Origin of the sequence: Vogesella aquatica (genome assembly GCF_028548455.1) — a bacterium.
In the GTDB taxonomy this organism is placed as follows: domain Bacteria; phylum Pseudomonadota; class Gammaproteobacteria; order Burkholderiales; family Chromobacteriaceae; genus Vogesella; species Vogesella aquatica.
Genome location: NZ_JAQQLF010000002.1, coordinates 174,776 through 201,078, shown reverse-complemented (window position 1 = coordinate 201,078; position 26,303 = coordinate 174,776). Strand labels below are relative to the sequence as shown.

The following is a 26,303-nucleotide window of genomic DNA, read 5'->3' as shown; positions in this document are numbered from 1 at the left end:
GCGGCAAACAAACTCTACACCGGCCCTGCCTTGCGGCAAAACGCCAGACACCACGCCTCGCATGCCTGCTCTATCAGATCCAGCACCTGCTCGAAACCCTGCGGGCCACCGTAGTAGGGGTCCGGCACATCGGCCTCTGTACCCAATATCGACAACAATAATTGCGGCGTCACGCCTTTTTGGCGCAAGGCCTGCAAGCTGGCCAGGTTGGCACGGTCTGCGGCCAATATATAGTCAAAGCGTTCGAAATCGTCGGCACACACCTGGCGCGCGCGCTGCCGGCGCAAATCATAGCCGCGCGCCAAAGCAGCGTGCGTACTGCGTAAGTCAGGCGCCTCGCCTATGTGATAGGCATGCGTGCCGGCGGAGTCTACTTCAAGCTGGTCTTGCAAGCCATGTTTTAACAACATGCTGCGCATCACCCCCTCTGCCGTAGGCGAGCGGCAGATATTGCCCATGCACACCATCAGAATGCGCTTTTTCTCCATAACCTTCCTTTTGCGGCCAACCTTGACAGGCAGGCGGCTTACAAACCGTTCATCCAGGCCTTCTCTTTGAAGGCTTTCAGTTCGTCGCGCAGCTTGGCGGCTTTTTCGAACTCCAGATTGCGCGCCGCTTCCATCATGTCTTTTTCCAGGCGCTTGATTTCTTTGGCCAGCGCCTTTTCATCCAGCATGGCAATGCGGGCATTTTCGGCCAGTGCTTTCTTGTCCACCGGCTCGTTCTGGTACACACCGTCGATGATGTCCTTGATCTTCTTGCTCACCCCTTGCGGCACGATGCCGTGCTCGGCGTTGAAAGCCATCTGCTTGTTACGGCGCCGCTCGGTTTCATCGATGGCGCGCTGCATGCTGTTGGTAATGCGGTCGGCGTACAGCAGCGCTTTACCGTGCAGGTTACGCGCGGCGCGGCCTATGGTCTGGATCAGGCTGCGCTCGCTACGCAGAAAGCCTTCCTTGTCGGCATCCAGAATGGCGACCAGGCTGACTTCCGGGATATCCAGGCCCTCTCGCAGCAGGTTGATGCCAATCAGCACGTCGAACATGCCCAAGCGCAAGTCGCGGATGATTTCCACTCGCTCTACGGTGTCGATATCGCTATGCAGGTAGCGCACCTTGATGCCGTGCTCGGTGTAGTAGTCGGCCAGCTGCTCGGCCATGCGCTTGGTGAGCGTGGTCACCAGCACGCGCTCGCCACGCCCGATGCGCAAATGGATCTCCGACAGCAGGTCGTCTACCTGGGTCGCGACCGGCCGGATCTCGATCACCGGGTCTACCAGGCCGGTTGGCCGCACCACTTGCTCCACCACCTGGCCGGCGTGCTCTTTTTCGTAATCGGCTGGCGTGGCCGAGACAAAAACGGTTTGCGGCATCAGCTGCTCGAATTCATGAAACTTTAGCGGGCGGTTGTCCACCGCCGACGGCAGGCGGAAACCGTAATCCACCAGGTTTTGCTTGCGCGCTGCATCGCCCTTGTACATGGCGCCCACTTGCGGCACGGTCACGTGGCTTTCGTCGATAAACATCAGCGCATTCTTGGGCAGGTAGTCGATCAGCGTTGGTGGCGCACCACCGGGCTCGCGCCCGGAAAAGTGGCGCGAGTAGTTTTCGATACCCTTGCAAAAGCCCATTTCGTACAGCATTTCCAGGTCAAAGCGCGTGCGCTGCTCGATACGCTGCGCTTCCACCAGCTTGCCTTCTTTCAGGTACCAGGCCACGCGGTCGGCCAGCTCCAGCTTGATCTTTTCGCAGGCACGCAGCACGGTATCGCGCGGCGTGACGTAGTGGCTGGACGGAAACACGGTAAAGCGGCCAACCCGTTGCTTGGTGGTGCCGGTCAGCGGGTCGAACAGCGTGAGCGTTTCCACTTCATCGTCGAACAGGCTGATACGCACGGCGGTGTCGTTGCTTTCCGCCGGGAATACGTCGATCACGTCGCCGCGCACGCGGAAGGTGCCGCGCGCAAAGTCGGTGTCGTTACGGTCGTACTGCATGGCCACCAGGCGGCTGACAATATCCTTCTGCGGCGTGGTTTCGCCCTCTTTCAGGTGCAGGATCATCTGGTGGTAGTCGGACGGGTCACCAATACCGTAGATGGCCGATACCGTGGCCACGATCACGCAATCCGGCCGTTCCAGAATGCTCTTGGTGGCCGACAGACGCATCTGCTCGATGTGCTCGTTGATGCTGGAGTCTTTTTCGATGAACAGGTCGCGGCTGGGGACGTAGGCTTCGGGCTGGTAGTAGTCGTAGTAGGACACGAAGTACTCCACCGCATTTTCGGGGAAAAACTCGCGCATCTCGCTATATAGCTGCGCCGCCAGCGTCTTGTTGTGCGCCATGATGATGGCCGGCCGCCCGGTTTGCGCAATGACATTGGCCATGGTGTAGGTCTTGCCCGACCCCGTCACCCCCAGCAAGGTCTGGTAGCTCAGCCCGTCGGACAGGCCTTCTACCAGGCTGGCAATGGCCGCCGGCTGATCGCCCGCAGGGGCAAAGGGCTGATGGAGCTTGAACGCACTGCCTGGATAGCTGACTACCATGGAATTTCACTCATTTGTCACGCTTCGTGCCGGCATTTAACGCATAACTTGTGTGTTTTGACTAAAAGTAAAGCCGGACAAAGCAAGGGAATCAATTTAAAATAAAAGTGCTCGATAAACCAATAACAGGGCAAGCCTGACAGGCCGTGCCAAGACACGGCGCTTTTGCGCATCACCGGGTGTGATACCGCCCTGCCAGCGTCTTGCCTGCCGTATGAACACTGCATCGGAGTCATGAATGATGCTCAGAACCTTTGCACTGCTGGGCTGCCTTGCCGCCAGCAGCATGGTGGCCTATGCCGCCCAGCCTGTAAACCTGCAAACACAGGCACTGACCAGTAGCCCGCGGCTGAATTCCCAGTCGGTAGCGGTAGTAGACTCGCAAACCGGCAAGCTGGTTTACGAAAAAAACCCGCTACAAACCCAGCCCATTGCGTCCATCACCAAGCTGATGACCGCCATGGTGCTGCTGGATGCCGGCCTGTCGCTGGATGAACCCATCACCATCACCGAGGACGAAGTCGACCGCCTGAAAAACACCAGCTCGCGCCTGAGTGTGGGCTCCACCCTCACCCGCCGCGAAATGCTGCTGCTGGCACTGATGTCGTCGGAAAACCGCGCCTCGGCCTCGCTGGCACGCACCTACCCCGGCGGCAAGGCGGCTTTCATTGCCAAAATGAACCAGAAGGCGCGCAGCATCGGCATGCGCAATGCGGTGTTCCATGACGCCACCGGCCTGGACATGCGCAATAGTGCCACCGCCATGGACCTGGTACGCATGGTGAAAGCGGCCTACCAGTACCCGCTGATCCGCCAGTTTTCTACCACCCACGAATACATTGCCCACCCCAGCGCCACCCGCGTGCTGCATTACAAAAACAGCAACCCGCTGGTACGTGAAGGCGAGTGGGATATCGGCCTGTCCAAAACCGGCTACATCGAAGAAGCCGGCCGCTGCCTGGTGATGGAAACCACCATGGGCAGCCAGCGCCTGATCGTGGTACTGCTGGCGGCCAACGGCTCGGCCGCGCGCGTGAACGACGCCAAGTCCATCAAGACCTGGCTGGAGGCGCACCCTAACAGCTGGCTGTCGGGCTGATTCAAGCCAGGCTCTGCCACCCAGCACAAGGCCCCGCGCAGTTGCGCGGGGCCTTGTTCATTACGCTGCGGCCAACCTTTCACACCACAAGGTTGGCCGCAACGGTGCATCAGGCCGGCTGTCGCCGGAATGCAATCAGGTGATCCAGCTCCAGGCGGATACCGATAGGCTCGCCAATGGCGTGGTTGTGATGGCTGGGCACCTGTGCCAGCACCTGCTGGCCGGAATCCAGCTGCAGCGTGTACAGAAACTCGGAGCCGCGAAATACCTTGCCCAGCACTTTGGCCGTTACCGGGCTGGCATCGTCGTGCACCACGTCGTCCGGGCGCAGCAGTACGTCTACCTCATCGCCGTCGGCAAACTGGCGCGGCACGGCGCTACAGTACTCGCCCAGCTCCAGCGTGACACAGCGCGGGCCGGTTACCTTGCCCGGCACAAAGGCACCCTGGCCAATAAAGTCGGCCACGTAACGGCTGGCCGGTTCATGGTACAGCTCGTACGGCGGCGCCCACTGCTGCAGCCGGCCCTGGTGCATCACCCCCACCTTATCGGCCATGGCAAACGCTTCGTGCTGGTCGTGCGTAACCAGAATGGCGGTGGTGCCTTGCGATTTCAGGATCTCGCGTACTTCGCGCGACAAGCGTTCGCGCAGGTCGACATCCAGGTTGGAAAACGGCTCGTCCAGCAACAGCAGCTGGGGCTTGGGCGCCAGTGCCCGCGCCAGCGCCACACGCTGCTGCTGGCCACCGGACAGCTCGTGCGGGAAGGCCTGCGCGTACGCGGCCAACCCTACCACGTCCAGCACCGCCATCACGCGCGCCTCGCGCTCGCTGCGGCCCAGCTTGCCCAGGCCAAAGCCCACGTTTTCCTGCACATTCAGGTGCGGAAACAGCGCGTAATCCTGAAACACCATGCCGATCTGGCGCAGGTGCGCCGGTACGCTGCTGGCCACGCTGGCAATACGGCGGCCTGCCAGCTGGATCTCACCACCGGCCAAAGGCTCGAAACCCGCGATACAGCGCAGCACAGTGGTCTTGCCGCAGCCGGAGCTGCCCAGCAGGCAGGCGATCTCGCCTTGCTGCAGGGTAAAGCTCATGTCATTGACCACGGCCTTGTCGCCATAACGTTGCGACACCGACTGTAACTCTAGCAATGCACTCATCAGGCAACATCCCGTTGGCGCGACAGCAGGATGGTGGGAATCAGCCCCACCAGCACGATGGCAATGGCCGGCAGCGCTGCCTGGTCCCACATGCCCTCGGCTGTCATGTTGTAAACACGTACCGACAAGGTGTCCCAGCCGAAAGGCCGGGTCATCAGGGTGATGGGCATCTCTTTCATCACATCGACAAACACCATCAGTACGCCAGTAAACAGGCCGCCGGACAACAGCGGCAGATACACCCTGCGCAGCAGCGCCCAGCCCGAATAACCCAGATTACGCGCCGCCTCGTCGTGGCTGCGGGTAATGCGGTTCATGGCGGTGTCTACCGACGAGTACGCCACCGCCAGAAAGCGCGCGACAAAAGCCAGCAGCATGGCCAGCAGCGTACCTTTCAGCACCGCCGTCACTTCGCCCTGCCAGCCCATGGCGGCAATGATCTGGTTATCCAGCCACGCCACCGGCACAAACACCCCCACCGCCAGCACGGTACCGGGGATGGCGTAGCCCATGGTGGCCACCCGCGCCAGGTTGCGCATGGCCTGGCTGCCCTGGCGCCGCACCAGGTAGGCCAGTACCAGCGCAATAGCGGTAACCAGCACGGCGGCGATCAGCGACAGGCTGACCGAACGCCAGGCGTAGCCCAGGAAATCACTGCTGAACTGGTTGGCAAAATCCAGCGACGCCCAATACACCAGCTGCAACATGGGAATGACAAAAGCCAGCAGCAGCGCGCTGCCTGCGGCCAACGTGGCCACCCAGCCGCGCCAGCCTGGCAGCGGCAAGCGGGGCTGCGGTGCGGCACGCCCGGCCTGGGCATAGGCGCGGCGGCCACGGCTGCGCTGCTCCAGCACCAGCACCACAAACACCAGCATCACCAGCAACGAGGCGATCTGCTTGGCGGTATCCAGCGAAAACAGCGCAAACCAGGCCTTGTAGATGGCACTGGTAAAGGTGTCGTAATTGAACACCGCCACGGTACCAAAGTCGGCCAGGCTTTCCATCACCACCAGAATCAGCCCGCCGGCAATCCACGGCCGCGCCATGGGCAGGGCGATGCGCCAGAAACCCTGGCTGCGCGACAAGCCCAGGCTCTGCCCCACTTCCAGCGCACGGCGGCCCATGGTGGCAAAAGCATTGCGGCTAAGCAGGTAAACATAGGGGTAAAAGGCCAGCGACATCACCAGCACCAGGCCCCAGCTGCTGCGGATCTCGGGAAACCAGCGCATCGTGTCGAAGTGCGGCCGCAGCCAGGTCTGCACCGGGCCGGTAAATTCCAGCAACCCCACCTGGGCAAAAGCCATCACGTAGGCCGGCATCGCCAGCGGTAGCATCAGCGCCCAGTTGAAGATACGGCGGCCGGGAAAGTCGTACACCGCCACCAGCCAGGCCAGGCTGACGCCCAGCAACAGCACACCGGCACCCACCCCCAGCAACATGATGGCGGTGTTCTTGAACAGCTCGGGCAGCGTGAATTCGATCAGGTGCGACCAGATGGCCGGGTCTGGCGTCAGGGCAGACAACATCACCACGCCCAGCGGCACGATGGTGCACAGGGCAATCAGGCAGGCCAGTAGCCAAGGGATCACAAGCGTGTGCAGGCGGCTCATGGCAATAAAAGGGCAAGAAAAGGAAGCATTATCGTTGCAGCTGCGCCATGAAGAAAAGACAGCGCAGCAGAAAAAGGGAACCACAAGAAAACAGGGGCGCCGCAGCGCCCCCGCCTATCTGCCATCTACCGGCAGGTTCAGGCTTACTTGTAGCCCATGCGGTCCATCAGCTTCACCGCCTCAGCCTGCTTGGCGCCGGCTTCGGATACGTTGATCAGGTCAGACTTGAAGCTGCCCCACGATGCCACGGTGGCATTGGCTTTCACTTTCGGGTTGGCCGAGAACTCCATGTCGATATCGGCGTACAGCTTCTGCGCTTTTTCGGACGACAGCCATTCCAGCAGCTTTACTGCACCTTTCGGGTTCTTGGCGTGCTTGGTCACACCGGCGCCGGACACGTTAACGTGTACGCCGTTCTGCTTCTGGTTGGCCCAGAAAATGCCCACTTGCAGGTTCGGGCTCTTCTTCAGCAGGCGGCCGTAGTAGTAGGTGTTGGCGATGCCCACGTCACACTGGCCAGCGTCGATGGCTTCCAGCATCTTGGTGTCGTCCGCAAATACCGGCGCAGCCAGGTTGTCTACCCAGCCTTTGACCACTTTTTCGGTAGCGGCCACGCCTTTGTCGGCGATCATGGTACCCACCAGCGACTGGTTATACACCTTCTTGGAAGTACGCAGGCACAGGCGGCCTTTCCACTTGGCGTCGGCCAGGTCTTCGTAGCTGGACAGCTGCTCCGGCTTCACGGTTTTCTTGTTGAAGAAAATGGTACGGGCACGTACGGACAGGCCGAACCAGTTACCCGCCGGGTCACGCAGGTTGGGCGGAATGTTGGCCGTCAGCGCAGCCGATTTTACCGGCTGGAACAGGCCCATATTGCTGGCTTGCCACAGGTTGCCGGCGTCTACAGTCATGAAAATATCGGCCGGGGTATTGGTGCCTTCCGCTTTCAGGCGTTCCATCAGCGGGCCTTCGCCGCCGCTGACTACATTCACCTTCACGCCGGTTTCTTTCTCGTAGGCTTCCAGAATCGGCTTGATCAGCTGCTCGGCACGCGCGGTGTACAGCGTGACTTCTTCGGCCATGGCCACACCACTGAACGCTGCCAGTACTGCAGCCAATATTACTTGTTTCTTCATGACCCACTCCTTGTGCATTGCCCGGCAAGGGCAAGGTGTATCAACATGGGGGCCGAGTATAAACAGTGAAGAGAACCATTATCAACACCATTTCGCATTTCAGCATTATTTAGGCAAAACCGGGAACCTTACCCAATCACCTACGTCCACTTTCAGTTTTCCGTTACGCAAACGGGCCACGGCAAAGCGGGGTTGTACCTGCTCGATTTCCACATCGCCCAGCTGCAGTTCGGGCACCCCCAGCACCTCGCCATCGATACGGCGGATCTCGGTAGCCGGGCGCGGTTTGTACACTACCAGGCGGTCGCGCACGGCCAGGCCATCCAGCGCACCAGCGGACAGATACACCTTGTCGCCCTCTACTCGGGCTACGCGCGTGGCAAACGGCAGGCACTGCACCGCACCGGACACCTTGGCGGCGACTTCTTCCAGCACCTGACCCATGGCCTGCCCGTACTCCGACTGCGCCATGGCATCAACGTTAAACACGCGGCTGGACTGCGTGTGAACGTCTCCGCGCGCCACACGGCGCAAGCTGTCGCGCAGCAAGACACCGCCACTGAGGGTGTCGTACAGCCAGTATTCGATCTCGAAACGGCGCTCGACCGGCACGTTGCGCACCGACATGCCCAGCAAGCCTGCCAGCGGCCCGGTATAGTACGTGCCCTGCCCGCTGGCAGCGCCACTGCCAAACACGCCGACACGGGGCTCGCGGCGGGTGACCGCGGTATCGATAATGCGCCCGGCCAGCACAAACTGCGCCCCCTCGCGGCGGCCGATTTCGCGCACTGTTTCGGCAGCTGCCGTGGCTTCCTGCATACGCCCGCCAGGAAAAACAGACATGCCACCGGCGTAGAGCGCCTGGGTTTCTCGGCGCAGGTTGAACAGCCTTACCAGCTCGCCCGGAAACCAGGTGGCAATACTGCCCAGATCGCTGGCGTCAGCCGGCCGCTCCAGCTGGAAATAGCTGGTAACGATACGGCGCGCCAGAAAGCGCCCTGGCGGCATGGCAGCGCGCTGGCAGGCATCGGCCTTCTGCTCGCCGTCGGCGGCATCGGTATCGTGCTCTACCCGCACCAGCAACAGGCCATCGCGCAGGGTCTCGGACAAGACGCGTGTTTTACCCGGCAAGCTCAACGGCCCCAGCATCATGCTTTCCGCCGTTTGCAGGCCAGCCACAACCTGGCTGGACGCCAGCATGCCGCCACGGTGGGTAATGGCAATCTGGCGCAGGGCATCGCCGATGGCCGCCTCGCGCGCGGCCACGCGGCCAGCTTCCAGCGAAGCGACGCCCTCGGCCTGGTATACCTCGGCCTGCGCGCCCGGTAGCGCGAAAACAAACGCCGCCCAGCAGGCGGCGCGTAACAGAATGGATGGTCGCATCATGTCCTAGTGCGAAACGTAGAAATCCCCGCCGTATACACAGCCACTATCAGTACAACCCAGCTTGCTGCCGTCTGCGGCGGGCATCACCCGCGCTGCAGCGGCCACATCGCCCGCGCTGACCAAAGCGGTACGATACGCTTTGAAGAAGCCTTCATCCAGTACCACTTCGGCAATGGTTTCGCTGCTGCCATCGGCCTTGAACTCGGTAGACAGCAAACGCACGCCGCGCAGATAGGCATCCACGTACACACGGAAGGTGTCGTTGACCGTGACCAGATTACCCACCGAGCTGCTGCCGGACAGTTTGAAGCCCTGTACCTGCTCGGCCACGGCACGATAGGCATCCAGCTGCGAGGCGCGCATGGCCAGCAGACGGCGCTGCACCGGCGACAGCTCTTTGCTGTTTGGCGGCGCACCATAGCCCACCACGCGGATGCGCAGGGCATTGAACGCCTCTTGCTTATGCTCTACCGGCGGGTCCGCCAGCGGGCCGGCATAGGCTCCACCCATCATTACCCCGCCCGGAGACATAACCGGCTGACGCGAAATACCTGGCTGCTCGTGGCTGCCGCCCACCGCCGGCGCAGTAGTCACCGCACCGTGCGCATCGGCAGCGGCCGGCGCTACCGCCACCACAGACCAGCCCTCACCCGCAGTGTTGGCCGCAGGCGCAGAGGCGCAGGCCGACAGCACGGTCATGGCCAGCAAGCCGGGAATCATTCGGGTGATATTCTTCATTATTTCGCTCCGCCGAGTATCCAAATCATTTTATAGCCACATCGGCTTATCGGACATCAAATAGAAATCTTGAGCCAGCTTACACTTTTAATTTAGAAAGCTGCCCTGACCTTGCGCAATCTACCGCATGCTGGCCGGCGTGATAAACTGCCAGCCGCCCGCACTCTAGGACTCTAGTTCATCATGAAAAAACTGCTGTGCTCCCTGCTGATGCTGCTGCCGCTGTCGGCACTGGCAGCCCCTACTGTGGAACTGGCTACCAACAAAGGCCTGATTACCATCGAGCTGGACGCCGCGCGTGCGCCCAAATCGGTAGACAACTTTGTCGCCTACGTCAAAGCCGGCCACTACAACGGCACCCTGTTTCACCGTGTGATTGACGGCTTCATGATCCAGGGTGGCGGCTTTGCCATCAAGGATGGCGAGCTGGCGCAAAAGCCCACCCGCAGCCCTATCGCCAACGAAGCCGACAACGGCCTGAAAAACGTGATCGGCAGCATTGCCATGGCGCGCACCAACGACCCGAATTCTGCCACCGCACAGTTTTTCATCAATCTGGTGAACAATGATTTTCTCGATTACCGCAGCAAAACCCCGCAAGGCTGGGGTTATGCCGTATTTGGCAAGGTAACGGCCGGCATGGATGTGGTAAACCGCATTTCCAAAGCCCGCACCGCCATGATAGGTGGCATGCAGGATGTGCCTATCGAGCCTGTCGTTATCACCAAAGCCACCTATAAACCCTGATAGCAAGGATAAACAACATGATCAAGCTGACGACCAACCACGGTGACATCGTTCTGGAACTGTTTGCCGACAAAGCCCCGAAAACTGCGGCCAACTTCGAGCAGTACGTAATCGACGGCCACTATGATGGCACCATCTTTCACCGCGTCATCAACGGTTTCATGATCCAGGGCGGCGGCTTTACTGCCGACATGCAGCAAAAAGACACCCGCGACACCATCGAAAACGAAGCCAACAACGGCCTGTCCAACAAGACCTACACTATTGCCATGGCCCGCACCCCGGACCCGCACTCGGCCAGCGCCCAGTTCTTCATCAACGTGTCCGATAACGACTTCCTGGATTTCCGCAGCGAAACCATGCAAGGCTGGGGTTACTGCGTATTCGGCCAGGTGGTACAGGGCCAGGACGTGGTTGACCGCATCAAGACCGTGGCCACCGGCCGCAAAGGTGGCCACCAGGACGTACCATCCGAGGCAGTGATCATCGAAAAAGCAGAAATCACCCAGGGCTAAGCCGCCCTGCACAGGCCGCCTCGTGCGGCCTTTTTTCATGACTGACACATGGCCATACACTTCATATCCGACCTGCACCTGCACCCGGGCGAGCCCTGGCTGGGGCAGCTGTTTACCCGCACGCTGGCGAGCTGGCGCGGGCAGATCGACGCGCTGTATATCCTGGGCGACCTGTTCGAGTACTGGGTAGGCGACGACGACAGCGACCCGTTTGCGCAAGACATGCTGGCCGCCATGCAGGCATTCAGCGCCCGCACGCCGCTCTACGTGATGCGCGGCAACCGCGACTTTCTGCTGGGCGCCGGCTTTGCTGCCGCCAGCGGCGCCACCCTGCTGGACGAACCCCATCTGTTGCAGGCCTGCGGCCAACCTTATGTGCTGGTGCACGGCGACGGCCAGTGCACCGACGACGCGGCCTACCAGCAGTTTCGCGCCATGGTACGCCAGCCAGCCTGGCAAGCCGCCTTCCTGCAAAAGCCACTGGCCGAGCGCCACGCCATCGCCCAGCAGATACGCGGTATGAGCCAGGCCAAGAAACAGGACGAAGGGCTGAACGAGATGGGCGATGTCACCCCGGCCGCCATTGAAGCGCTGCTGGCCGCCTCCCCCGGCGCCACGCTGATTCACGGCCACACGCACCGGCCTGCCTGCCACACGCAAGCGCTGAACGGTGAAACCCGCCAGCGCTGGGTCATCGCCGACTGGTACGCCGGCCGCGGCGGCTACCTGCGCCTGGACGAACACGGCCTCAGCGCCCACCCGCTGTCACTGTAAGCCATGGTTGGCCGCACGCTGCGGCCAACCTTGCCTGCCGGTGCACGTCCGGCAGACCCCGCTTCTGCCTGCTTTCCGCTCCCGTTTCCCGCCACAGACGCCGGCCATCACAATCAAGAAACCGCTACAAGGGTTATCCCGCAAGGGTTTTCCCGCAAGGGGCAGCCCCAACTGACACACGATTTGCCTGCCGCTACAGTGCGTGCCAGACGCGGTAAAACCGGACGGACCCCAGGGTTTATTGCCGGTGCCCGCCACCCGACACAACTAGGAGAGCAAACATGTGGTCACACGTCTATGACCCGCTTGGCAACCCGTGGCTGTCCACGCTGGCCGCCAGCATCCCGGTAATCGTCCTCTTGGGCGCGCTGGGCATTTTCCATATCAAGGCACACATTGCCGCCCTGCTGGGCCTGGCGACCTCGCTGCTGGTGGCCGTCGCCATCTTCGGCATGCCTGGCGACATGGCGATGAGCGCCACCCTGCTGGGTGCGGCCAACGGCCTGATGCCGATTGGCTGGATCATCCTGAACGTGATCTTCCTGTACCAGCTGACCGAGCGCAAAGGCCAGTTCGCCGTGCTGCGCGAGTCCATTTCCGGCATCACTACCGACCGTCGCCTGCAGCTCTTGCTGATCGCATTCTGTTTCGGTGCCTTCTTTGAAGGTGCCGGCGGCTTCGGCACCCCGGTAGCGGTAACCGGTGCCATGCTGATCGGCCTGGGCTTCTCGCCGCTGGCCGCGTCCGGCCTGTCGCTGATCGCCAATACCGCGCCGGTAGCCTACGGCGCGCTGGGTACTCCGATTACCACCCTGGCCAAGGTAACCGGCCTGGACGTGCTGCAGATTTCGTCCATGGTTGGCCGCCAGATGACTATCTTCGCCATTATCGTGCCGTTCTGGCTGCTGATTGCCTTCTGCGGCTGGCGCAACACCCTGCGCATCTGGCCGGCGGTACTGGTAGCTGGCCTGTCGTTTGCCATTCCGCAGCTGATCGTGTCCAACACCATGGGCCCCGAGCTGGTGGCTGTTATTGCCTCGGTGTGCTCCATCGCGGCACTGGTAGGCTTCCTGAAAGTATGGAAACCAGCCGAGATCTACACCTCCACCGCTGGCACCATGGGTGGCGAAGCGGCACTGGGCGCCAAAGAAGTGGTTTCCAACAGCAAGCATGGCTACAGCCGCGGCGAAGTGATTCGCGCCTGGCTGCCGTGGCTGATCCTGTCGGTCTGCGTGTTTGCTTTCGGCTCGCCGGCAGTGAAAAAGATTCTGGACGGCATCTTCACGCTGGAAATCCAGTGGCCAGGCCTGCATAACCTGATCTACAAAATGCCGCCTGTTGTGGCCGAACCGCACCTGGAAGCCGCCATTTACAAGTTCAACCTGCTGTCCACCACCGGTACCGGCATTCTGGTAGCGGGCCTGATGTCGGCCTTCATCATGGGCTACCGCCCATCCGAAATGGTGAAAGTGTACAAAGAGACCTTCTGGTCGCTGCGCTACTCGCTGATCACCATCGTGGCCATGCTGGCGCTGGGCTACGTCACCCGCTTCTCCGGCGTGGACATCACCCTGGGCCTGGCCTTCTCGCATACCGGCGTGTTCTACCCGTTCTTCGGCACCCTGCTGGGCTGGCTGGGCGTGGCGCTGACCGGCTCCGACACCGCGGCCAACGTGCTGTTCGGCGGCCTGCAAAAAGCCTCGGCGCAACAGCTGGGCCTGTCGCCGGTACTGATGACCGCGGCCAACTCGGCCGGTGGCGTGATGGGCAAGATGATCGACGCCCAGTCCATCGTGGTGGCCTCTACCGCCACCCAGTACTACGGCAAGGAAGGCGTGATCCTGCGTTACGTGTTCTTCCACTCGCTGGCGCTGGCTTGCCTGGTGGGCCTGGTGGTATCGGCCATGGCCTACCTGCCGCCATTTACCGCGCTGGTAATTCACCCCTGATCCGCACAAGGTGCACATCGCCTCAGAGACCCCGGCCCTGCCGGGGTTTTTCATTTCTGACTGTGCTGACGCGCCGTTGTTAAGCTAAATCTAAACAGTCACAGCTGCATTTGCATGCTACATAATCAAATCAAGTACCAAGCTTCAGTTTTTCCGATTTTCGTTCGATACTTATCCGGCTTGTTAATCTTCATTACAAAATCAAAAGGGGGGCACACATGTCCGTACTGAAAGAATTCCGCGAATTTGCCATGCGCGGCAACGTGATCGACCTGGCGGTCGGTGTGGTGATCGGTGGTGCCTTCGGCGCTATCGTCAAGTCGCTGGTAGACGACGTGATCATGCCGCCCATCGGCTTGCTGGTAGGTAATGTCGACTTCGCCAACCTGTTTGTCGTGCTGAAGGAAGGCGCCAAGGCGGCCGCCCCGTACGCGTCTGTTGCTGCCGCCAAGGAAGCCGGTGCCGTGACCCTGAATATCGGCCTGTTCATCAATGCCCTGGTCAGCTTCACCATCGTGGCCTTCGCCATCTTCATGCTGGTAAAGGTCATCAACCGCCTGAAGCGCGAAGAAAAAGTGGCCGATGCCCCGGCCGAGGTCACCACCAAGGAATGCCGCTACTGCCTGTCCAGCATCCCGGTGAAAGCCACGCGCTGCCCGTGCTGCACCTCGCAGCTGGACTAAGCGCCAGCAGCGCCACTGGCAACAGCAAGGCCGCCCACAGGCGGCCTTGTGCTTTTCGGCGCATCAATTGCCGGCCTGGGCAAACGGCAGCGCTTACTACTGCATCACGCCATCACCGTCACGTGCGGCAGCTCTTGCTGACATAAGGCATCTACCGCACTACGCAAGGGAATCGACGCCCCCGCCATGCCACAGGCGGCGCTGCCGCTGGCCACCGCCGCCGCCAGATGCTGTGCCGGCATCGCCTGCGGTGCTTGCCACAGGCTGGCCAGCAAGCCGGCCATGCTGGCGTCGCCCGCCCCTACCGTATCCACCACCGCTACCGCAGGCGGTGCCAGCTGCCAGGCAGTATCACCCACGTACAACTGCGCGCCAGCCGCGCCACGGGTGTACAGCACCCAGGCCTGCGGGTTCCATTGCCGCAAGGTCGCCAGCGCGGCAGCCTGATCGTCGTGGCGGAACAGGCCGGCCAGGTCTTCGTCCGATACTTTCACCACATCCGCCAGTGCCACCATCTGGCGCAGCATGTCGTCGTAGCCGGCGTCCATCGCCACGCGGAAGTTCGGGTCGTAGGCGATACGCACGCCCGCCGCCTTCAGTAGCCTGGCCTGTGCCAACAGGTGGCCAGCCAGTGGCGGCCGCGCCAGGCTGATGCCGCCAAACAGCGCCCAGCGCGCCGCCTGCGGCCAACCTTGCGGCAAGTTGGCCGCATCGAAATGCAAATCGGCGCTGCAGTCGCCGACAAAGAAATATTTCGGCGGCTGCGTGCTGTACACCATGGCCAATAGCGGCGAGGCAGCCACCTGCTGCAGATAGCGCCGGTCCAGCCCGGCGTCGCGGCTGGCCGCCAGCAAGGCATCGCCAAAACAGTCGCGGCTGATGGCGCCGGCAAACGCCGCCGGCAAGCCCCAGCCAGCCAGGATGCGCGCCACATTCCACGGTGCACCGCCGGGGCGCGACAGCCAGCGTCCGTCGGGCTGGGTGATCATGTCGGTCAAGGCCTCGCCAAAACAGAGCAAGGCCGGTAAAGGCTGTGTCATTGCGTCTCCTGCATGAAAAAAACCTGCCGCAACGCGGCAGGCCAAGACCTCATCCGGAACCGGCAGCTTGCGCTGCCACACACAGCGGCATCAGAAGCCGATGTGCACCCCGCCAAACAGGTAACTGTCACGCTTGCCGTTGTTCTTCTTGTCCGACTTGTACTCGGCAAACAAGCTGGTCTGGAAACGGCTGTCCTTGCCGGACAGATCGTAGTCGGCACCCAGCAGGCTGACCTTGTGCTTGCCATTGTTCACATAGCCGTAATCCTTGGTATTGATATAGCCGGCCCGCACGCCAAAGCGCTGCGGCTTGTATTCGGCGTACACGCCCACACTCTTCTGCGTGGGGCCGCTGACATTCTTGGAGTTGTTGAACTCGGTCGCCAGCGTCAAGCCGGCCGCGGGCACCAGCTTGAAAGCCAGCAGCGTGTCCTTCAGCGTGCCGCCGGCAGCCACTTTTTGCTGGCCAAACGACAGGCGGGTACCAAACATGCCTTGCTCGTAGGTGCCACTGGCGGCCCAGGCGTCGGTGGCGCGCGGCTGCGTGGTGGTCTTGTCCTCACCCGGCGAGTAGCTGAACGACAGCGCCAGGCCATTCAGGTTTGGCGCTTCGTACTTGAAAGCACCGCGGCTGCTGCCACCGCCACTGGCAATATCGCCACGGTCCGGGCCCACGTCGTAGGCGTACAGGTTGGCCTTGAAGTAGCCATCACCATAGGCATTAATGCCACGGCCTACTTTTACGGTACCAAAATCACCCTGCAGGCCGACAAAGGTATCGCCATTGGCAAAATGATCGGTGCCTTTATTATTATCCAGTTTGATATCGGTATTTACCTGCAGCAGCGCTTTCAGGCCATTGCCAATATCGGCACTGCCCACCACATTCAATTCGGAACCACCGTCTTCCACCGCACGGTTGCTAATGCCGTTTTCTTTTTTGGATGCCATGCCGACTTCGGCCTTGCCGGTAAATTTGATATCGCCGTCCAGGGCAAAGGCGTGGCCGGCCATCAGGGTGCTGGCGATCAGCAGGGCAATGTGTTTCTGGTTCATGCTTGTCTCCGTTTGTGTTTATTTTCCAGCGCTTGCCGGTGTTGCTTATTTAAAACGGCGCCAGACATGTAGCCAATAAATTACAAAACAAAATCTGCCATTTACTGCCATTAATTGGTTATCAGCAACAAAATATTAATCACAAACAAAATACAGCATTAACATTTGAAATACAGCACAAATAAATAAAGGCACCTTGCGGTGCCTTTACTCAAGCCCGCATGGCGCCACTCATGCAGCAGCCTGGCTGGCGGCCAACCTGGGCAGCGCCTCGTCGGCGGCGTCGAACACGTGCACACGTTCGGCCGGCAGCGCAAAGCGCAGGCCGTCACCAATGGCTGCGCCGCCACCAACCAGCTTCACCACCAGCGGTGCCGGCGACAGGTCGGTTTCCAGGTAGGCATAGCTGTGCTCGCCCAGGTGTTCCAGATGGCTGATGCGGCCAAGCAGGCTACCCTCGCCTACCTGCACGTGCTCAGGGCGTACGCCCAGCGTCACCGTACTACCCGCCAGCTGGCCGGCGGCGTTCACCGCCGCCAGCAGCGTGGCAGTACCGGCCTGGCACTGCAGGCCGTCACTGCGCGCCATGCTGACCTCGGCCGGGAAAAAGTTCATGCCCGGCGAGCCCATAAAACCGGCCACAAAGCGGTTTTTCGGGTGGTGGTACAACGCCAGCGGGTGGCCCACCTGCGCAATACTGGGCACGCCCTCCTGCCCGGCCAGCGGTTTGAGCAGCACGATCTTGTCGGCCAGCGTCATCGCTTCTACCTGGTCGTGCGTCACGTACACCATGCTGGCGCGGCCCAGCTCGCGGTGCAGGCGGGCGATCTCCACCCGCGTTTTCACGCGCAGCGAGGCGTCCAGGTTGGACAGCGGCTCGTCAAACAGAAACACCTTGGGCTGGCGCACAATGGCGCGGCCAATCGCCACGCGCTGGCGTTGGCCGCCGGACAGCGCGCCCGGCTTGCGGTCCAGCAGTGCAGTAAGGTGCAGCGACTCGGCGGCGCTGCGCACGCGGCGCTCCACCTCGGCCTTGCCCAGCTTCAGGTGGCGCAGGCCGAAGGCCATGTTGTCGTACACCGTCATGTGCGGGTACAGCGCGTAGCTCTGGAACACCATCGCTACGTCGCGCTGCGCCGGCGGCACGTCGTTCACGCAGCGGCCATCGATGTACAGCTCGCCGCCGCTGGCGTCGTCCAGGCCGGCAATCAGCCGCAGCAGCGTGGATTTGCCGCAGCCGGACGGGCCGATGAACACGCAGAACTCGCCCGGCGCGATGGTAAGGTTGATATCCGCCAGGATGGGGTTGCCACCAAAGCGCTTATGCATGCCCTGCAGTCGGATTTCGCTCATGATCAGCCCTCCACGGCCAGCTGGATGAAGGCAGCCGACATCGGCGCCAGTTCGATAACGTTTCCGGCGGCCTGGCTACCATCGCTGTGCAGCAGCACGCTGGCACCAGCCGGTAGCGGCAAGTTGGCCGCGGTACTCCCCAGGTTGAACACGCACTGCAGCTGCTGGCCATCCGCGCGACGACCAAAGCGCAGCAGGCTGTCGTCGGCCGCGCCCAGCACAAAGTCACCGCCATGCAACGCGGGCTGTGCACGGCGCCAGGCCAGCAGCAGCTGCCAGAACGCCAGCGTGCTATCAGCCTGGCCTGCCTGTTGGGCTACGGCGGCGCTACGGTGCGCCGGCCACAGCGGCAGCCACGGCTGCGTGCTGCCGAAGCCGCCGTCGGCGCTGCTATCCCACGCCATTGGCGTGCGGCAGCCGTCACGGCCCTTGAACTCGGGCCACAACACCTTGGCGTACGGGTCTTGCAGCTGCTCGTAGCTGATCTCGGCTTCCGGCCAGCCCAGCTCCTCGCCCTGGTACAGGCACACCGGCCCCGGCAGCGCCAGCAGCAGCATGGCAAACACACGGGCGCGCGCCGCCTCGCTGCCGCCCAGTGCCGCCCAGCGGCTGACCACGCGGATGTTGTCGTGGTTGGACAGTGCCCAGCACACTGTGGCGTTACCCGCTTCGGCTACGTACTCCTGCAGCACGCGGTGCAGGTAGCGCGGGTGGCACTCGTCGGTGAGCAGCGTGAACACATAGGCCATGTGCAGCAGCTCGTCGCCGGCGGTGTAGTCGCGCAGCGTCTGGTACTGCAAATCGTCGCCGATCTCGCCCACGGTAATGGCGCCGAATGCGTCGCACAGCTGGCGCAGACGGCGGATGAAAGCCAGGTTTTCCGGCTGCGTCTTGTCGTACAGGTGGCGCTGGAAGGCATACGGGTTGCTGCGCGGCACGCCGCCAGCGTAGCTGCCGGCCGGCTGTGGCGGGTTGTCGCGCAGCTGCGCGTCGTGGGTGTAGAAGTTGACGGTATCCAGCCGGAAGCCGTCTACCCCCAGCTGCAGCCAGAAGCGCGCCACGTCCAGCACCGCGTCCTGCACCGCCTGCTGGTGGAAGTTGAGGTCCGGCTGGCTGGTGAGGAAGTTGTGCAGGTAGTACTGGCCGCGGCGGGCGTCCCACTGCCAGGCGCTGCCGCCAAAGATGCTCAGCCAGTTGTTCGGCGGTGTGCCATCGGCGCGCGGGTCGGCCCACACGTACCAGTCGGCGCGGGCGTTGTCGCGGCTGGCGCGGCTTTCGGCAAACCACGGGTGCTGGTCCGATGTATGGCTCAGCACCAGGTCGATCAGTACTTTCAGCCCCAGTTCGTGGGCGCGGCCAACCAGGGCGCTAAAATCGTCCAGCGTGCCGAACATCGGGTCCACGTTGCAATAATCGGAAACGTCGTAACCGAAATCGGCCATCGGCGAAGTAAAAAACGGGGAAATCCAGATCGCCTCGGCGCCCAGTTGCGCAATATGCGGCAGGCGGCGGGTAATACCCGGCAAATCACCGATACCATCGCCATTACTGTCCTGGTAACTGCGCGGGTAAATCTGGTAAATCACGGTGTTTTGCCACCAGTGTTGATTCTTTTGCATTCTTTTATTCCTTGGCCACGAAAATCACGAAATAAAAACGGCTGTGCCATCAGGCTTTACATCCTGTGCTGCCTATATGGCAGCAGACTATTTCATGCCGGCGATCAGGCAGTATTTTTCCCTGGAAATACACAGGCGTTTTATAGCGACATTACCTCAGCCTTTTACCGCACCGGCGGTCAGGCCCGACACGATCTGGCGCTGGAATATCAGCACCAGCACGATCAGCGGCACAGTGACAATCACCGAGGCGGCCATGATGTTGCCCCATGGCAGCTCGTAGCTACTGGCGCCGCTGATCAGCGCGATGGCCACCGGCACCGTGCGCTGCTCGCCGGACAGCGTGAAGGTGAGCGCAAACAGAAACTCGTTCCACGCCGCGATGAAAGCCAGCAGCGAGGTGGCCGCCACCGCCGGCCACAGCAGCGGCAGGAAGATGCGGAAAATCACCGTCAGCACGCCGGCGCCGTCCATCAGCGCCGCCTCTTCCAGCTCGCGCGGCAGCTCGCGCATGAAGGTCACCAGCACCCACACGGTAAACGGCAGCGTGAAGATCAGGTCGGACAGCACCAGCGCCCACAGGCTGTCGTACAGGCCCAGCCAGGAGATCAGCTCGAACAGGCCGGACAGGATGGCCACCTGCGGAAACATCGATACGCCGAGGATGGTCATCATCAGCACGCCACGGCCACGGAACTGCACCCGCCCCAGCGCGTAGGCCGCCAGCAGCGACACGGTGAGCGACAGCAGCACCACGCCGCCCGCTACCAGCACCGAGTTCAGCAGGTTCTGGCCGAAGGGCTGCTCGGCGAACACCGCCACGTAGTTGGCCGCACTCCAGCTTTTGGGCCAGAAATCGCTGGAAAACAGCGCACTGCCCTGCTTGAACGAGCTGGCGATGGCGTAGGCAAACGGGTACAGCGAAAACGCCAGCACCAAGGGCAGCAACAGGTAATAGGCCAGGTCGGTGGCCTGCAAACGTTTGGGCAGCATCTCAGTGGCCCTCCATGCGGCGGCGCGCCAGCGCCATGTAACACAGGGTAATCAGCGCAATCAGCAGGAACAGCAGCGTGGCGGCGGCCGAGCCGTAGCCGGCCAGCTGGAAGTCGATCAGCTGCTCGCGCACGTACACCGACATGCTCTTGGTGCTGCGGCTGTTGGACGTCATCACGTAGATCAGGTCGAACACGCGCAGCGCGTCCAGCGTGCGGAAGATCATCGCTACCAGTACCGCCGGGGTGATCAGCGGCAGCGTGATGTTGACGAACACCGACCAGGTGGGCACGCCGTCTACACGCGCCGCTTCGTAGCAATCGCCCGGCACCATCTGCAGCGCAGCCAGGATCAGCAGCGCCATGAACGGCGTGGTTTTCCACACGTCCACCAGCACGATGGTGGCAAAGGCCAGGTCGGGGTCGGCGGTCCACGCCAGCGGCGCGTCGATCAGGCCGGCCGACAGCAGCATGGCGTTGATGACGCCAAACTGGTCGTGCAGCATCCAGGTCCACATTTTGGCCGACACCACGGTGGGGATGGCCCACGGCACCAGCACGGCGGCGCGCAGCAGCGCTTTCAGCGGCGACGGGTGGTTCAGCATCAGCGCCACGCCCAGGCCGAATACGGTTTCCAGCGATACCGACAGCAGCGCAAACCATAGCGTGTTGCGCACCGCCTCCCACCATTGCGGGTCGGCCAGCACGCCGGCGTCGCCGATGTAGTTGGCCAGGCCGACAAACTGCCGCGCCGACAGGTCGGACAGCTGGGCGTCGGTCAGGCTCATGAAGAAAGTACGCGCCAGCGGCAGGCCGGCGATGGCCAGCAGCACCAGCAGGCTGGGCAACACCAGCAGCCAGGCCATGCGCTGCCGGCTGCGCTGCAGCGACGACAAGGCACCGCCCGCCGGCAAGCTGGCGGTCAGGGTTGGGCTAGACATAGGGTTCTCCGCGGGGCGGGCGCCGGCCAGGGTTGGCCGCAGCCGGTGCCGCCCCGGTCAGGGCAGGCAGGGGCTTACTTGGCGGCGCTAAAGCCTTGCGGCGCCAGGCGCTTGAGCTGGGCGTCCAGCTGCGCCAGCGAGGTCTGGGCGTCGGTCTTGCCGGACAGCACGTCGTGGGTGGCATTCCAGAACTGGTTGCTCACCTGGTTGTAGCGGGCGGCCGATACCGAGGACGGGCGGCCCACGGCGCTGGTGAAGGTGTTGTACAGCTCGCCAAAGAAGGGGTTGGCTTTCAGCACGTCCGGGTCGCGGTACAGCGCCGAGATGGTAGGGTTGTAGGCACCGTTGATGGCACGCATTTTCTGCACGCTGCTGCTGGTCAGATAGTTCACCAGCTCGGCCGCCAGCTTCTGGTTCTTGGAGTACTTGGACACCGCCAGCTGCCAGCCACCCAGCGTGGCGGCGTTGCGGCCGTCGGCACCGCCTTTGGGCAGCGCCACCACGCCGACCTTGTCTTTCACCACACTATCCGGTTTTTGCGCCAGCGCCCAGGCGTACGGCCAGTTGCGCATGAATACCGCATTACCCGCCTGGAACACGCCGCGTGCTTCTTCTTCGCCGTAGTTCAGCACCGCTTTGGGCGTGATGGTGCCCACCCAGCCGGCGGCGGTGGTCAGGGCCTTCACCGCCTGCGGGTTGTTGATGGTAGGTTTGCCGCTGGCAGCGTCAATGATGGTGCCGCCCTTGTAGCTCACCACCCATTCCAGCGCATCGCAGCTCAGGCCTTCGTAGGCACGGCCTTGCCATACATAGCCCCACATCTTGTCATTGCCGGCCGCGCGCTCGGCGTCCTGGATTTTCTTGGCGCTGGCGGTCAGCTCTTCCCAGGTTTTGGGTACCGGCTGCTTGTATTTCTCCAGCAGGTCCTTGCGGTAATACAGCACGCCGGCGTCGGTAAACCACGGCATGGCCAGCAAGCGGCCGCCAATGGTGTTGTTGCCGACGATGCCGGCAAAGTGCTGCTTCTCGGCGCCATTGGTGTACGGTTTCAGGTCCAGCAGATGGTTGGCCAAGATGCCGGGCCACACCACGTCGATCTGGAACACGTCGATCTTGTCGGAGCCGCTGCCCAGAATCTGCTGGTACAGCGCTAGGCGCTCGTTGGAATCGTTCGGGGTGGATACCACCTGCACGTCGTTGCCGGTTTTCTTGCTCCACTCGGCCACCGACTGCTTGCACAGCTCCAGCTCCTGGCCCACGGCACCGCAGGAAATCTTCAGCGGCGCGGCCTGGGCAGCAGCAGCCAGGGTCATCAGCACGGCAGTATGCATCAGGCTGGATTTTTTCATCTTGTGTCTCCTCGTTGTATTGTTGGCCGCACGCCAGCGGCCAGGCAGGCCGGCTGCGTGCCGTCGCCCTGCCATGTAAACGCGGAAACGTTAATGTGCAATTTCATCGCCATGCCGATGCCATTAACAATTGCAACATCGCTCATGGTGCCGCCGCCTGCCAGGCCAACAGGCGGGCCAGGTCGTCGCGGCGGTACGGCTTGGCCAGAAACGGTACGCCGGCTGGCCAGTCGCTGCGACGGGCGTGGTGCTCGGGCGGCAAGCCGGAAGTCAGCACCACCGGCAGCGCGGGGTAGGCTACCTGCAGCGTGCGGTACAGCCGCACGCCGTCGCCGCCTTCGCCCAGCATGATGTCGGACAGCACAAGGTCGGCCTCGCCACCGGCGGTTAGCCAGCCCAGCAGCGCCGCCTCGCTGGCAAACACGCTGACGCGGGCGCCCAGTGCGGCCAACTGCTGCTGTGCGGTGTCGCGCACGTCGGCGTCGTCCTCTACCAACAGCACGTGGCGGGCGGGTAGTACCGCAGGCAGCGCACTGGCGCAGGCTTGCGGGCTGCACTGGCCAGCGCTTGCCGGCAGCTCGATGCACACGGTGGTACCCTCGCCCTGGCGGCTGTGGATGGCCAGCTCGCCACCGCTTTGCTTCACGAAGCCGTACACGATGGACAGCCCCAGCCCGCTGCCCTTGCCCTGCGCCTTGGTGGTGAAGAACGGCTCCAGCACGTGCGGCAGCACCTCGGGCGGAATGCCCGGCCCGTCGTCCTGCACATTGATGGCCACCCAGTCGCGGCTATCTCGCTGGATGCGGCCCACCCGTAGCTGCAGGCTGCCGTGCTCGCCCATCGCCTGCGCCGCATTCAACGCCAGGTTGAGGATGGCGTTTTCCAGCTGGCCACGGTCTACCTGCACCACCATGCCTTCCGCTGCGTCCACGCTAACGCGTATACCGTCGCTGACGCTGTACTCCACCAGATCCAGCATCTCGTACAGCATGTCGCCCACGTCCACGCGCTCGGTACACAGTGGCTGGCGGCGGGCAAAGGCCAGCAGCCGCCGGGTAAGCGCCGCCGCCTTGTTGGCCGCAGCCTGGGCACGCTCCAGGCGCTGGCGCGCCTCGGCCGGCAGGTCGGCGCGCTGCTCCAGCAGCTCCAGGTTGCCCAGGATGGCGATCAGGATATTGTTGAAGTCGTGCGCCACACCGCCGGTGAGCTGGCCCAGTACTTCCATTTTCTGCATCTGCTGCAGCTGCGCCTCGGCGGCGCGGCGCGCCGAGACGTCGCGGCATACCGCCACCCAGCCGCCTTCCGGCATAGCGTGGCTCATGAACTCCAGCACGCGCCCGCCGGGCAGATGCAGCTCGGCGTGGCTGGCGATGCGGTGGCTGCCGTCCGGCTGCGCCACGGTGTCGCCGGCCACCGCCTCCCAGCGCGTGCCGGCTGGCATGGCGGCGCGTAGCGCGGTATACGGCATGCCACTGTGCAGGCAATCGGGCGCCATGCCCAGCTGCGCCGGGAACTGCGGGTTCCACACCATCAGCTTGCCGTCTTCGTCATACACCGACAGGCCGTCGTGCATGCTGCGAAATACCGTCTGCAGCAGGCGGCGCTGCGCCTCGATACCGTGCGACAGGCGCTGCTTTTCCAGCAGGTTGTCGCGGAATACCTGGAAGGCGCGCGCCAGGTCGCCGATTTCATCGGCCTGCTCGGTGGCCGGCGTCAGCTGCCCGGTATCGCCGCCGGCCAGCCGGCTCATCACACTGGAAATGGCTTGCATGCGCTGCGCCACGCGCCGCACATAGGCGGCGGCCAGCATCGCCACGGCCACGCCGATGGCGGCCAGCAGCAAGGCGCTGCTGCTGCCGGAACGGATTTCGGTGGCCATCTGGCCACTGCGGTCGTCGGCCTGCTGGCGGATGGCCTGCACATAGCTGGCGGTACGGCGGCTAAGGTGCTCGGCATTGCTGCGGTACAGCTGTAGCAGTACTGCAATGCGCTCGCCGCTTTCGGTCAGCTCGCGCTGCTGCTCGAACAGGTTTTGCGGTGCTTGCACCATCACCTCCAGCTCCGCCACCAGCCAGTCTGGCAGCTGGGCTGTTTCGCCACGGCGTGCCATGGCCAGCATCTGCGCCTCGGCGCTGGCTTGCAGCTCGCCCAGCCGGGCACGGTCGCGCGATAGCGGCACCGCCAGCAGCGTTTGCCATAGCGGAATCAGCGTGGGTGCGCGCCGCGCCTGGGCGGCGTGCTGGGTAGCCAGCCGGCCACCCAGCTCGTCCAGCCGCGCCATATAGATGTTGAGGATTTGCTGGCTGCTGCGGCGCTGCGCCGATAGCAGCAGCAATTGCGACAGGTCGCGCTCTGCCCCTTCCAGCATGCTGCTGACCGCCAGCTGGCGGTCGGCTTCCGGTGGCAGGTTTTGCGATAGCTGGCGAATCTCGCGCGTCAGCGCCTGCAGCCGGTTGATGTCACGCGACAGTGTTTCCGGCGCGTAGCTATCGGCCAGCGACGGCGCGATGGCAGCGATTTGCGATACTTTCTCGGCCAGCTCCAGCACCCGCGCCAGCTCGGGCATCACTTCCTCGCGAAAGCCAGTGAGGGTGTCCAGCGTAGTGCGCATGGCGCTGATGCTGACCACGATCACCACCAGCATCAGCACGAACAGCAAGACAAAAGCCGCCTGCAGCCGGGCACGGATAGGCTGGGTACGCAGCTGTTGCAACAGGGTGGGAATCATGTGCTCTGGGTTTTGCTGACGCTGGCGCGAAACACATAACCGGCGCCGCGTTCGGTACAGATCAGCGCCGGCAGGCGCGGGTTGGGTTCGATCTTGCGGCGCAGGCGCAGGATCAGCACATCGATGGTGCGGTCGAATACCTCGGTGTCCAGGCCGCGGGTTTGCTCCAGCAGCTGTTCGCGGCTCCACACCCGGCCGGGGTGGCGCACCAGTGCGGCCAACAGCGCGTATTCGCCCTGGGTGAGCGGGCACGGCTCGCCGCCACGGCTATGGCGCAGCTCGCGTGCGGTAGCGTCCAGAATCCAGTCGTGAAAGCAGTAGCACTCGTGCGCCTCGCCCGGCTTGCGCAGCATGGGCAGCGACAGCTCGGTGGCACGGCGCAGCGCGGCGCGCACCCGCGCCAGGAATTCGCGGCCGGAAAACGGCTTGGTCAGGTAGTCGTCGGCGGCCAGCTCCAGCCCCAGCACACGGTCGGTTTCGTCGCCTTTGCCACTCATCATGATGATGGGCACCGCCGACTGTGCTCGCAGCGTGCGCGCCAGCTGCAGGCCGTCTTCACCTTTTAGCCGCAGATCCAGCACCACCAGCGCAAAAGTGTGCTGCTGCAGCGCCGCCTGCATGTCGCGACCGTTGGCCGCGCCCACCGCCGCGTAGCCGCAATCCTGCAGCAGCTCGGCCAGCCAGTCGCGGATGTCGGCTTCGTCGTCCACAATCAGCACGGCATGCCTGTCGTCCATTGTCGTCTCCCTGTTTTTGCCATCAGGTTTAACAGAAAGCGGCACAGCGTGTGTTTCAATTATTTCAAACATGGTGCAATGAAAAACCCTGCGTGCAGTGGCAGGCAGGGTATCGGGCAAGGTTGGCCGCACACGGTGGCCGCCAGG

At 62.8% G+C, this 26,303-nt stretch carries 23 protein-coding genes; 6 read left to right on the top strand and 17 right to left on the bottom strand.

Going from position 1 to position 26,303, the window contains the following annotated elements; translation table 11 throughout:
* Positions 1-14: 14 nt before the first annotated feature.
* Positions 15-488 carry a low molecular weight protein-tyrosine-phosphatase gene (locus PQU95_RS02490; RefSeq protein WP_272750533.1) on the bottom strand — a complete coding sequence of 158 codons (474 nt, stop codon included), beginning with the start codon at positions 486-488 and terminating at the stop codon, positions 15-17.
* A 38-nt stretch (positions 489-526) separates the two neighbouring features.
* Positions 527-2,542, bottom strand: coding sequence for an excinuclease ABC subunit UvrB (uvrB, locus tag PQU95_RS02485; protein ID WP_272750532.1), 2,016 nt, complete (start codon positions 2,540-2,542; stop codon positions 527-529).
* A 238-nt stretch (positions 2,543-2,780) separates the two neighbouring features.
* On the opposite strand from uvrB, the gene pbpG reads away from it, so the two are divergent.
* Positions 2,781-3,641: a D-alanyl-D-alanine endopeptidase gene (gene pbpG / locus PQU95_RS02480; protein ID WP_017508815.1), complete on the top strand. Its 861-nt coding sequence runs from the start codon at positions 2,781-2,783 to the stop codon at positions 3,639-3,641.
* A gap of 109 nt (positions 3,642-3,750) precedes the next feature.
* Here pbpG and PQU95_RS02475 read toward each other — a convergent pair whose 3' ends face one another.
* From PQU95_RS02475 to PQU95_RS02455, 5 genes are all read right to left on the bottom strand, one after another.
* Positions 3,751-4,803 carry an ABC transporter ATP-binding protein gene (locus PQU95_RS02475; RefSeq protein WP_272750531.1) on the bottom strand — a complete coding sequence of 351 codons (1,053 nt, stop codon included), beginning with the start codon at positions 4,801-4,803 and terminating at the stop codon, positions 3,751-3,753.
* Positions 4,803-6,392, bottom strand: coding sequence for an ABC transporter permease (locus tag PQU95_RS02470; protein WP_373321363.1), 1,590 nt, complete (start codon positions 6,390-6,392; stop codon positions 4,803-4,805). Before PQU95_RS02470 ends, PQU95_RS02475 begins: the two co-directional genes overlap by 1 nt.
* 164 nt (positions 6,393-6,556) lie before the next feature.
* Positions 6,557-7,549 (bottom strand): extracellular solute-binding protein, encoded by a 993-nt coding sequence (locus PQU95_RS02465; RefSeq protein WP_272750529.1) that lies wholly within the window; start codon positions 7,547-7,549, stop codon positions 6,557-6,559.
* A gap of 105 nt (positions 7,550-7,654) precedes the next feature.
* A complete protein-coding gene (locus PQU95_RS02460) occupies positions 7,655-8,935 on the bottom strand; it encodes a flagella assembly protein FlgT middle domain-containing protein (RefSeq protein WP_272750528.1) in 1,281 nt (426 codons plus the stop codon).
* Positions 8,936-8,938: 3 nt separating this feature from the next.
* The gene (locus PQU95_RS02455; protein WP_272750527.1) at positions 8,939-9,673 is read right to left on the bottom strand and encodes an LPP20 family lipoprotein; all 735 of its coding nucleotides are present in this window, start codon (positions 9,671-9,673) and stop codon (positions 8,939-8,941) included.
* A 183-nt stretch (positions 9,674-9,856) separates the two neighbouring features.
* Between PQU95_RS02455 and PQU95_RS02450 the strand changes: the two genes are divergently transcribed.
* The 5 genes from PQU95_RS02450 to mscL all read left to right on the top strand — a co-directional run bounded on the left by PQU95_RS02450 (position 9,857) and on the right by mscL (position 14,341).
* Positions 9,857-10,420, top strand: coding sequence for a peptidylprolyl isomerase (locus PQU95_RS02450; RefSeq protein ID WP_272750526.1), 564 nt, complete (start codon positions 9,857-9,859; stop codon positions 10,418-10,420).
* 17 nt (positions 10,421-10,437) lie between these two features.
* Positions 10,438-10,935, top strand: coding sequence for a peptidylprolyl isomerase (locus PQU95_RS02445; RefSeq protein WP_272750525.1), 498 nt, complete (start codon positions 10,438-10,440; stop codon positions 10,933-10,935).
* Positions 10,936-10,983: 48 nt separating this feature from the next.
* Positions 10,984-11,709, top strand: coding sequence for a UDP-2,3-diacylglucosamine diphosphatase (locus PQU95_RS02440; RefSeq protein ID WP_272750524.1), 726 nt, complete (start codon positions 10,984-10,986; stop codon positions 11,707-11,709).
* 281 nt (positions 11,710-11,990) lie between these two features.
* Positions 11,991-13,658 (top strand): L-lactate permease, encoded by a 1,668-nt coding sequence (locus PQU95_RS02435; protein WP_272750522.1) that lies wholly within the window; start codon positions 11,991-11,993, stop codon positions 13,656-13,658.
* 218 nt (positions 13,659-13,876) lie between these two features.
* Entirely contained in the window at positions 13,877-14,341 is a 465-nt protein-coding gene (mscL, locus tag PQU95_RS02430) for a large-conductance mechanosensitive channel protein MscL (protein WP_272750521.1), read from the top strand.
* A 104-nt stretch (positions 14,342-14,445) separates the two neighbouring features.
* On the opposite strand, the gene PQU95_RS02425 is transcribed toward mscL, so the two are convergent.
* The 10 genes from PQU95_RS02425 to PQU95_RS02380 all read right to left on the bottom strand — a co-directional run bounded on the left by PQU95_RS02425 (position 14,446) and on the right by PQU95_RS02380 (position 26,156).
* Entirely contained in the window at positions 14,446-15,381 is a 936-nt protein-coding gene (locus PQU95_RS02425; RefSeq protein WP_272750520.1) for a carbohydrate kinase family protein, read from the bottom strand.
* Between the two features lie 90 nt (positions 15,382-15,471).
* Positions 15,472-16,437, bottom strand: coding sequence for a porin (locus tag PQU95_RS02420; RefSeq protein ID WP_272750518.1), 966 nt, complete (start codon positions 16,435-16,437; stop codon positions 15,472-15,474).
* Positions 16,438-16,668: 231 nt separating this feature from the next.
* Positions 16,669-17,790: an ABC transporter ATP-binding protein gene (locus tag PQU95_RS02415; RefSeq protein ID WP_272750517.1), complete on the bottom strand. Its 1,122-nt coding sequence runs from the start codon at positions 17,788-17,790 to the stop codon at positions 16,669-16,671.
* Positions 17,791-17,792: 2 nt separating this feature from the next.
* Positions 17,793-19,409 carry an alpha-amylase family glycosyl hydrolase gene (locus tag PQU95_RS02410; RefSeq protein WP_272750516.1) on the bottom strand — a complete coding sequence of 539 codons (1,617 nt, stop codon included), beginning with the start codon at positions 19,407-19,409 and terminating at the stop codon, positions 17,793-17,795.
* Positions 19,410-19,565: 156 nt separating this feature from the next.
* The gene (locus PQU95_RS02405; RefSeq protein WP_272750515.1) at positions 19,566-20,402 is read right to left on the bottom strand and encodes a carbohydrate ABC transporter permease; all 837 of its coding nucleotides are present in this window, start codon (positions 20,400-20,402) and stop codon (positions 19,566-19,568) included.
* Between the two features lies 1 nt (position 20,403).
* The gene (locus PQU95_RS02400; RefSeq protein ID WP_272750514.1) at positions 20,404-21,342 is read right to left on the bottom strand and encodes a carbohydrate ABC transporter permease; all 939 of its coding nucleotides are present in this window, start codon (positions 21,340-21,342) and stop codon (positions 20,404-20,406) included.
* Positions 21,343-21,416: 74 nt separating this feature from the next.
* Positions 21,417-22,691, bottom strand: a complete 1,275-nt coding sequence (locus tag PQU95_RS02395) for an ABC transporter substrate-binding protein (protein ID WP_272750513.1) — start codon at positions 22,689-22,691, stop codon at positions 21,417-21,419.
* Complete coding sequence (locus tag PQU95_RS02390) at positions 22,688-22,837, bottom strand: hypothetical protein (protein ID WP_272750512.1); 150 nt, start codon at positions 22,835-22,837, stop codon at positions 22,688-22,690. The genes PQU95_RS02395 and PQU95_RS02390 overlap by 4 nt, the downstream gene beginning before the upstream one ends.
* A complete protein-coding gene (locus PQU95_RS02385; RefSeq protein ID WP_272750511.1) occupies positions 22,834-25,419 on the bottom strand; it encodes an ATP-binding protein in 2,586 nt (861 codons plus the stop codon). The genes PQU95_RS02390 and PQU95_RS02385 overlap by 4 nt, the downstream gene beginning before the upstream one ends.
* The gene (locus PQU95_RS02380; protein WP_272750510.1) at positions 25,416-26,156 is read right to left on the bottom strand and encodes a response regulator; all 741 of its coding nucleotides are present in this window, start codon (positions 26,154-26,156) and stop codon (positions 25,416-25,418) included. Before PQU95_RS02380 ends, PQU95_RS02385 begins: the two co-directional genes overlap by 4 nt.
* Between the last annotated feature and the right edge of the window lie 147 nt (positions 26,157-26,303).

What these genes read in the sequence shown, in the direction of transcription:
- PQU95_RS02490 (WP_272750533.1), bottom strand. Translation starts at nt 488, where the DNA reads ATGGAGAAAAAGCGCATTCTGATGGTGTGCATGGGCAATATCTGCCGC.
- uvrB (WP_272750532.1), bottom strand. Translation starts at nt 2,542, where the DNA reads ATGGTAGTCAGCTATCCAGGCAGTGCGTTCAAGCTCCATCAGCCCTTT.
- pbpG (WP_017508815.1), top strand. Translation starts at nt 2,781, where the DNA reads ATGATGCTCAGAACCTTTGCACTGCTGGGCTGCCTTGCCGCCAGCAGC.
- PQU95_RS02475 (WP_272750531.1), bottom strand. Translation starts at nt 4,803, where the DNA reads ATGAGTGCATTGCTAGAGTTACAGTCGGTGTCGCAACGTTATGGCGAC.
- PQU95_RS02465 (WP_272750529.1), bottom strand. Translation starts at nt 7,549, where the DNA reads ATGAAGAAACAAGTAATATTGGCTGCAGTACTGGCAGCGTTCAGTGGT.
- PQU95_RS02460 (WP_272750528.1), bottom strand. Translation starts at nt 8,935, where the DNA reads ATGATGCGACCATCCATTCTGTTACGCGCCGCCTGCTGGGCGGCGTTT.
- PQU95_RS02455 (WP_272750527.1), bottom strand. Translation starts at nt 9,673, where the DNA reads ATGAAGAATATCACCCGAATGATTCCCGGCTTGCTGGCCATGACCGTG.
- PQU95_RS02450 (WP_272750526.1), top strand. Translation starts at nt 9,857, where the DNA reads ATGAAAAAACTGCTGTGCTCCCTGCTGATGCTGCTGCCGCTGTCGGCA.
- PQU95_RS02445 (WP_272750525.1), top strand. Translation starts at nt 10,438, where the DNA reads ATGATCAAGCTGACGACCAACCACGGTGACATCGTTCTGGAACTGTTT.
- PQU95_RS02440 (WP_272750524.1), top strand. Translation starts at nt 10,984, where the DNA reads ATGGCCATACACTTCATATCCGACCTGCACCTGCACCCGGGCGAGCCC.
- PQU95_RS02435 (WP_272750522.1), top strand. Translation starts at nt 11,991, where the DNA reads ATGTGGTCACACGTCTATGACCCGCTTGGCAACCCGTGGCTGTCCACG.
- mscL (WP_272750521.1), top strand. Translation starts at nt 13,877, where the DNA reads ATGTCCGTACTGAAAGAATTCCGCGAATTTGCCATGCGCGGCAACGTG.
- PQU95_RS02425 (WP_272750520.1), bottom strand. Translation starts at nt 15,381, where the DNA reads ATGACACAGCCTTTACCGGCCTTGCTCTGTTTTGGCGAGGCCTTGACC.
- PQU95_RS02420 (WP_272750518.1), bottom strand. Translation starts at nt 16,437, where the DNA reads ATGAACCAGAAACACATTGCCCTGCTGATCGCCAGCACCCTGATGGCC.
- PQU95_RS02415 (WP_272750517.1), bottom strand. Translation starts at nt 17,790, where the DNA reads ATGAGCGAAATCCGACTGCAGGGCATGCATAAGCGCTTTGGTGGCAAC.
- PQU95_RS02410 (WP_272750516.1), bottom strand. Translation starts at nt 19,409, where the DNA reads ATGCAAAAGAATCAACACTGGTGGCAAAACACCGTGATTTACCAGATT.
- PQU95_RS02405 (WP_272750515.1), bottom strand. Translation starts at nt 20,402, where the DNA reads ATGCTGCCCAAACGTTTGCAGGCCACCGACCTGGCCTATTACCTGTTG.
- PQU95_RS02400 (WP_272750514.1), bottom strand. Translation starts at nt 21,342, where the DNA reads ATGTCTAGCCCAACCCTGACCGCCAGCTTGCCGGCGGGCGGTGCCTTG.
- PQU95_RS02395 (WP_272750513.1), bottom strand. Translation starts at nt 22,691, where the DNA reads ATGAAAAAATCCAGCCTGATGCATACTGCCGTGCTGATGACCCTGGCT.
- PQU95_RS02390 (WP_272750512.1), bottom strand. Translation starts at nt 22,837, where the DNA reads ATGAGCGATGTTGCAATTGTTAATGGCATCGGCATGGCGATGAAATTG.
- PQU95_RS02385 (WP_272750511.1), bottom strand. Translation starts at nt 25,419, where the DNA reads ATGATTCCCACCCTGTTGCAACAGCTGCGTACCCAGCCTATCCGTGCC.
- PQU95_RS02380 (WP_272750510.1), bottom strand. Translation starts at nt 26,156, where the DNA reads ATGGACGACAGGCATGCCGTGCTGATTGTGGACGACGAAGCCGACATC.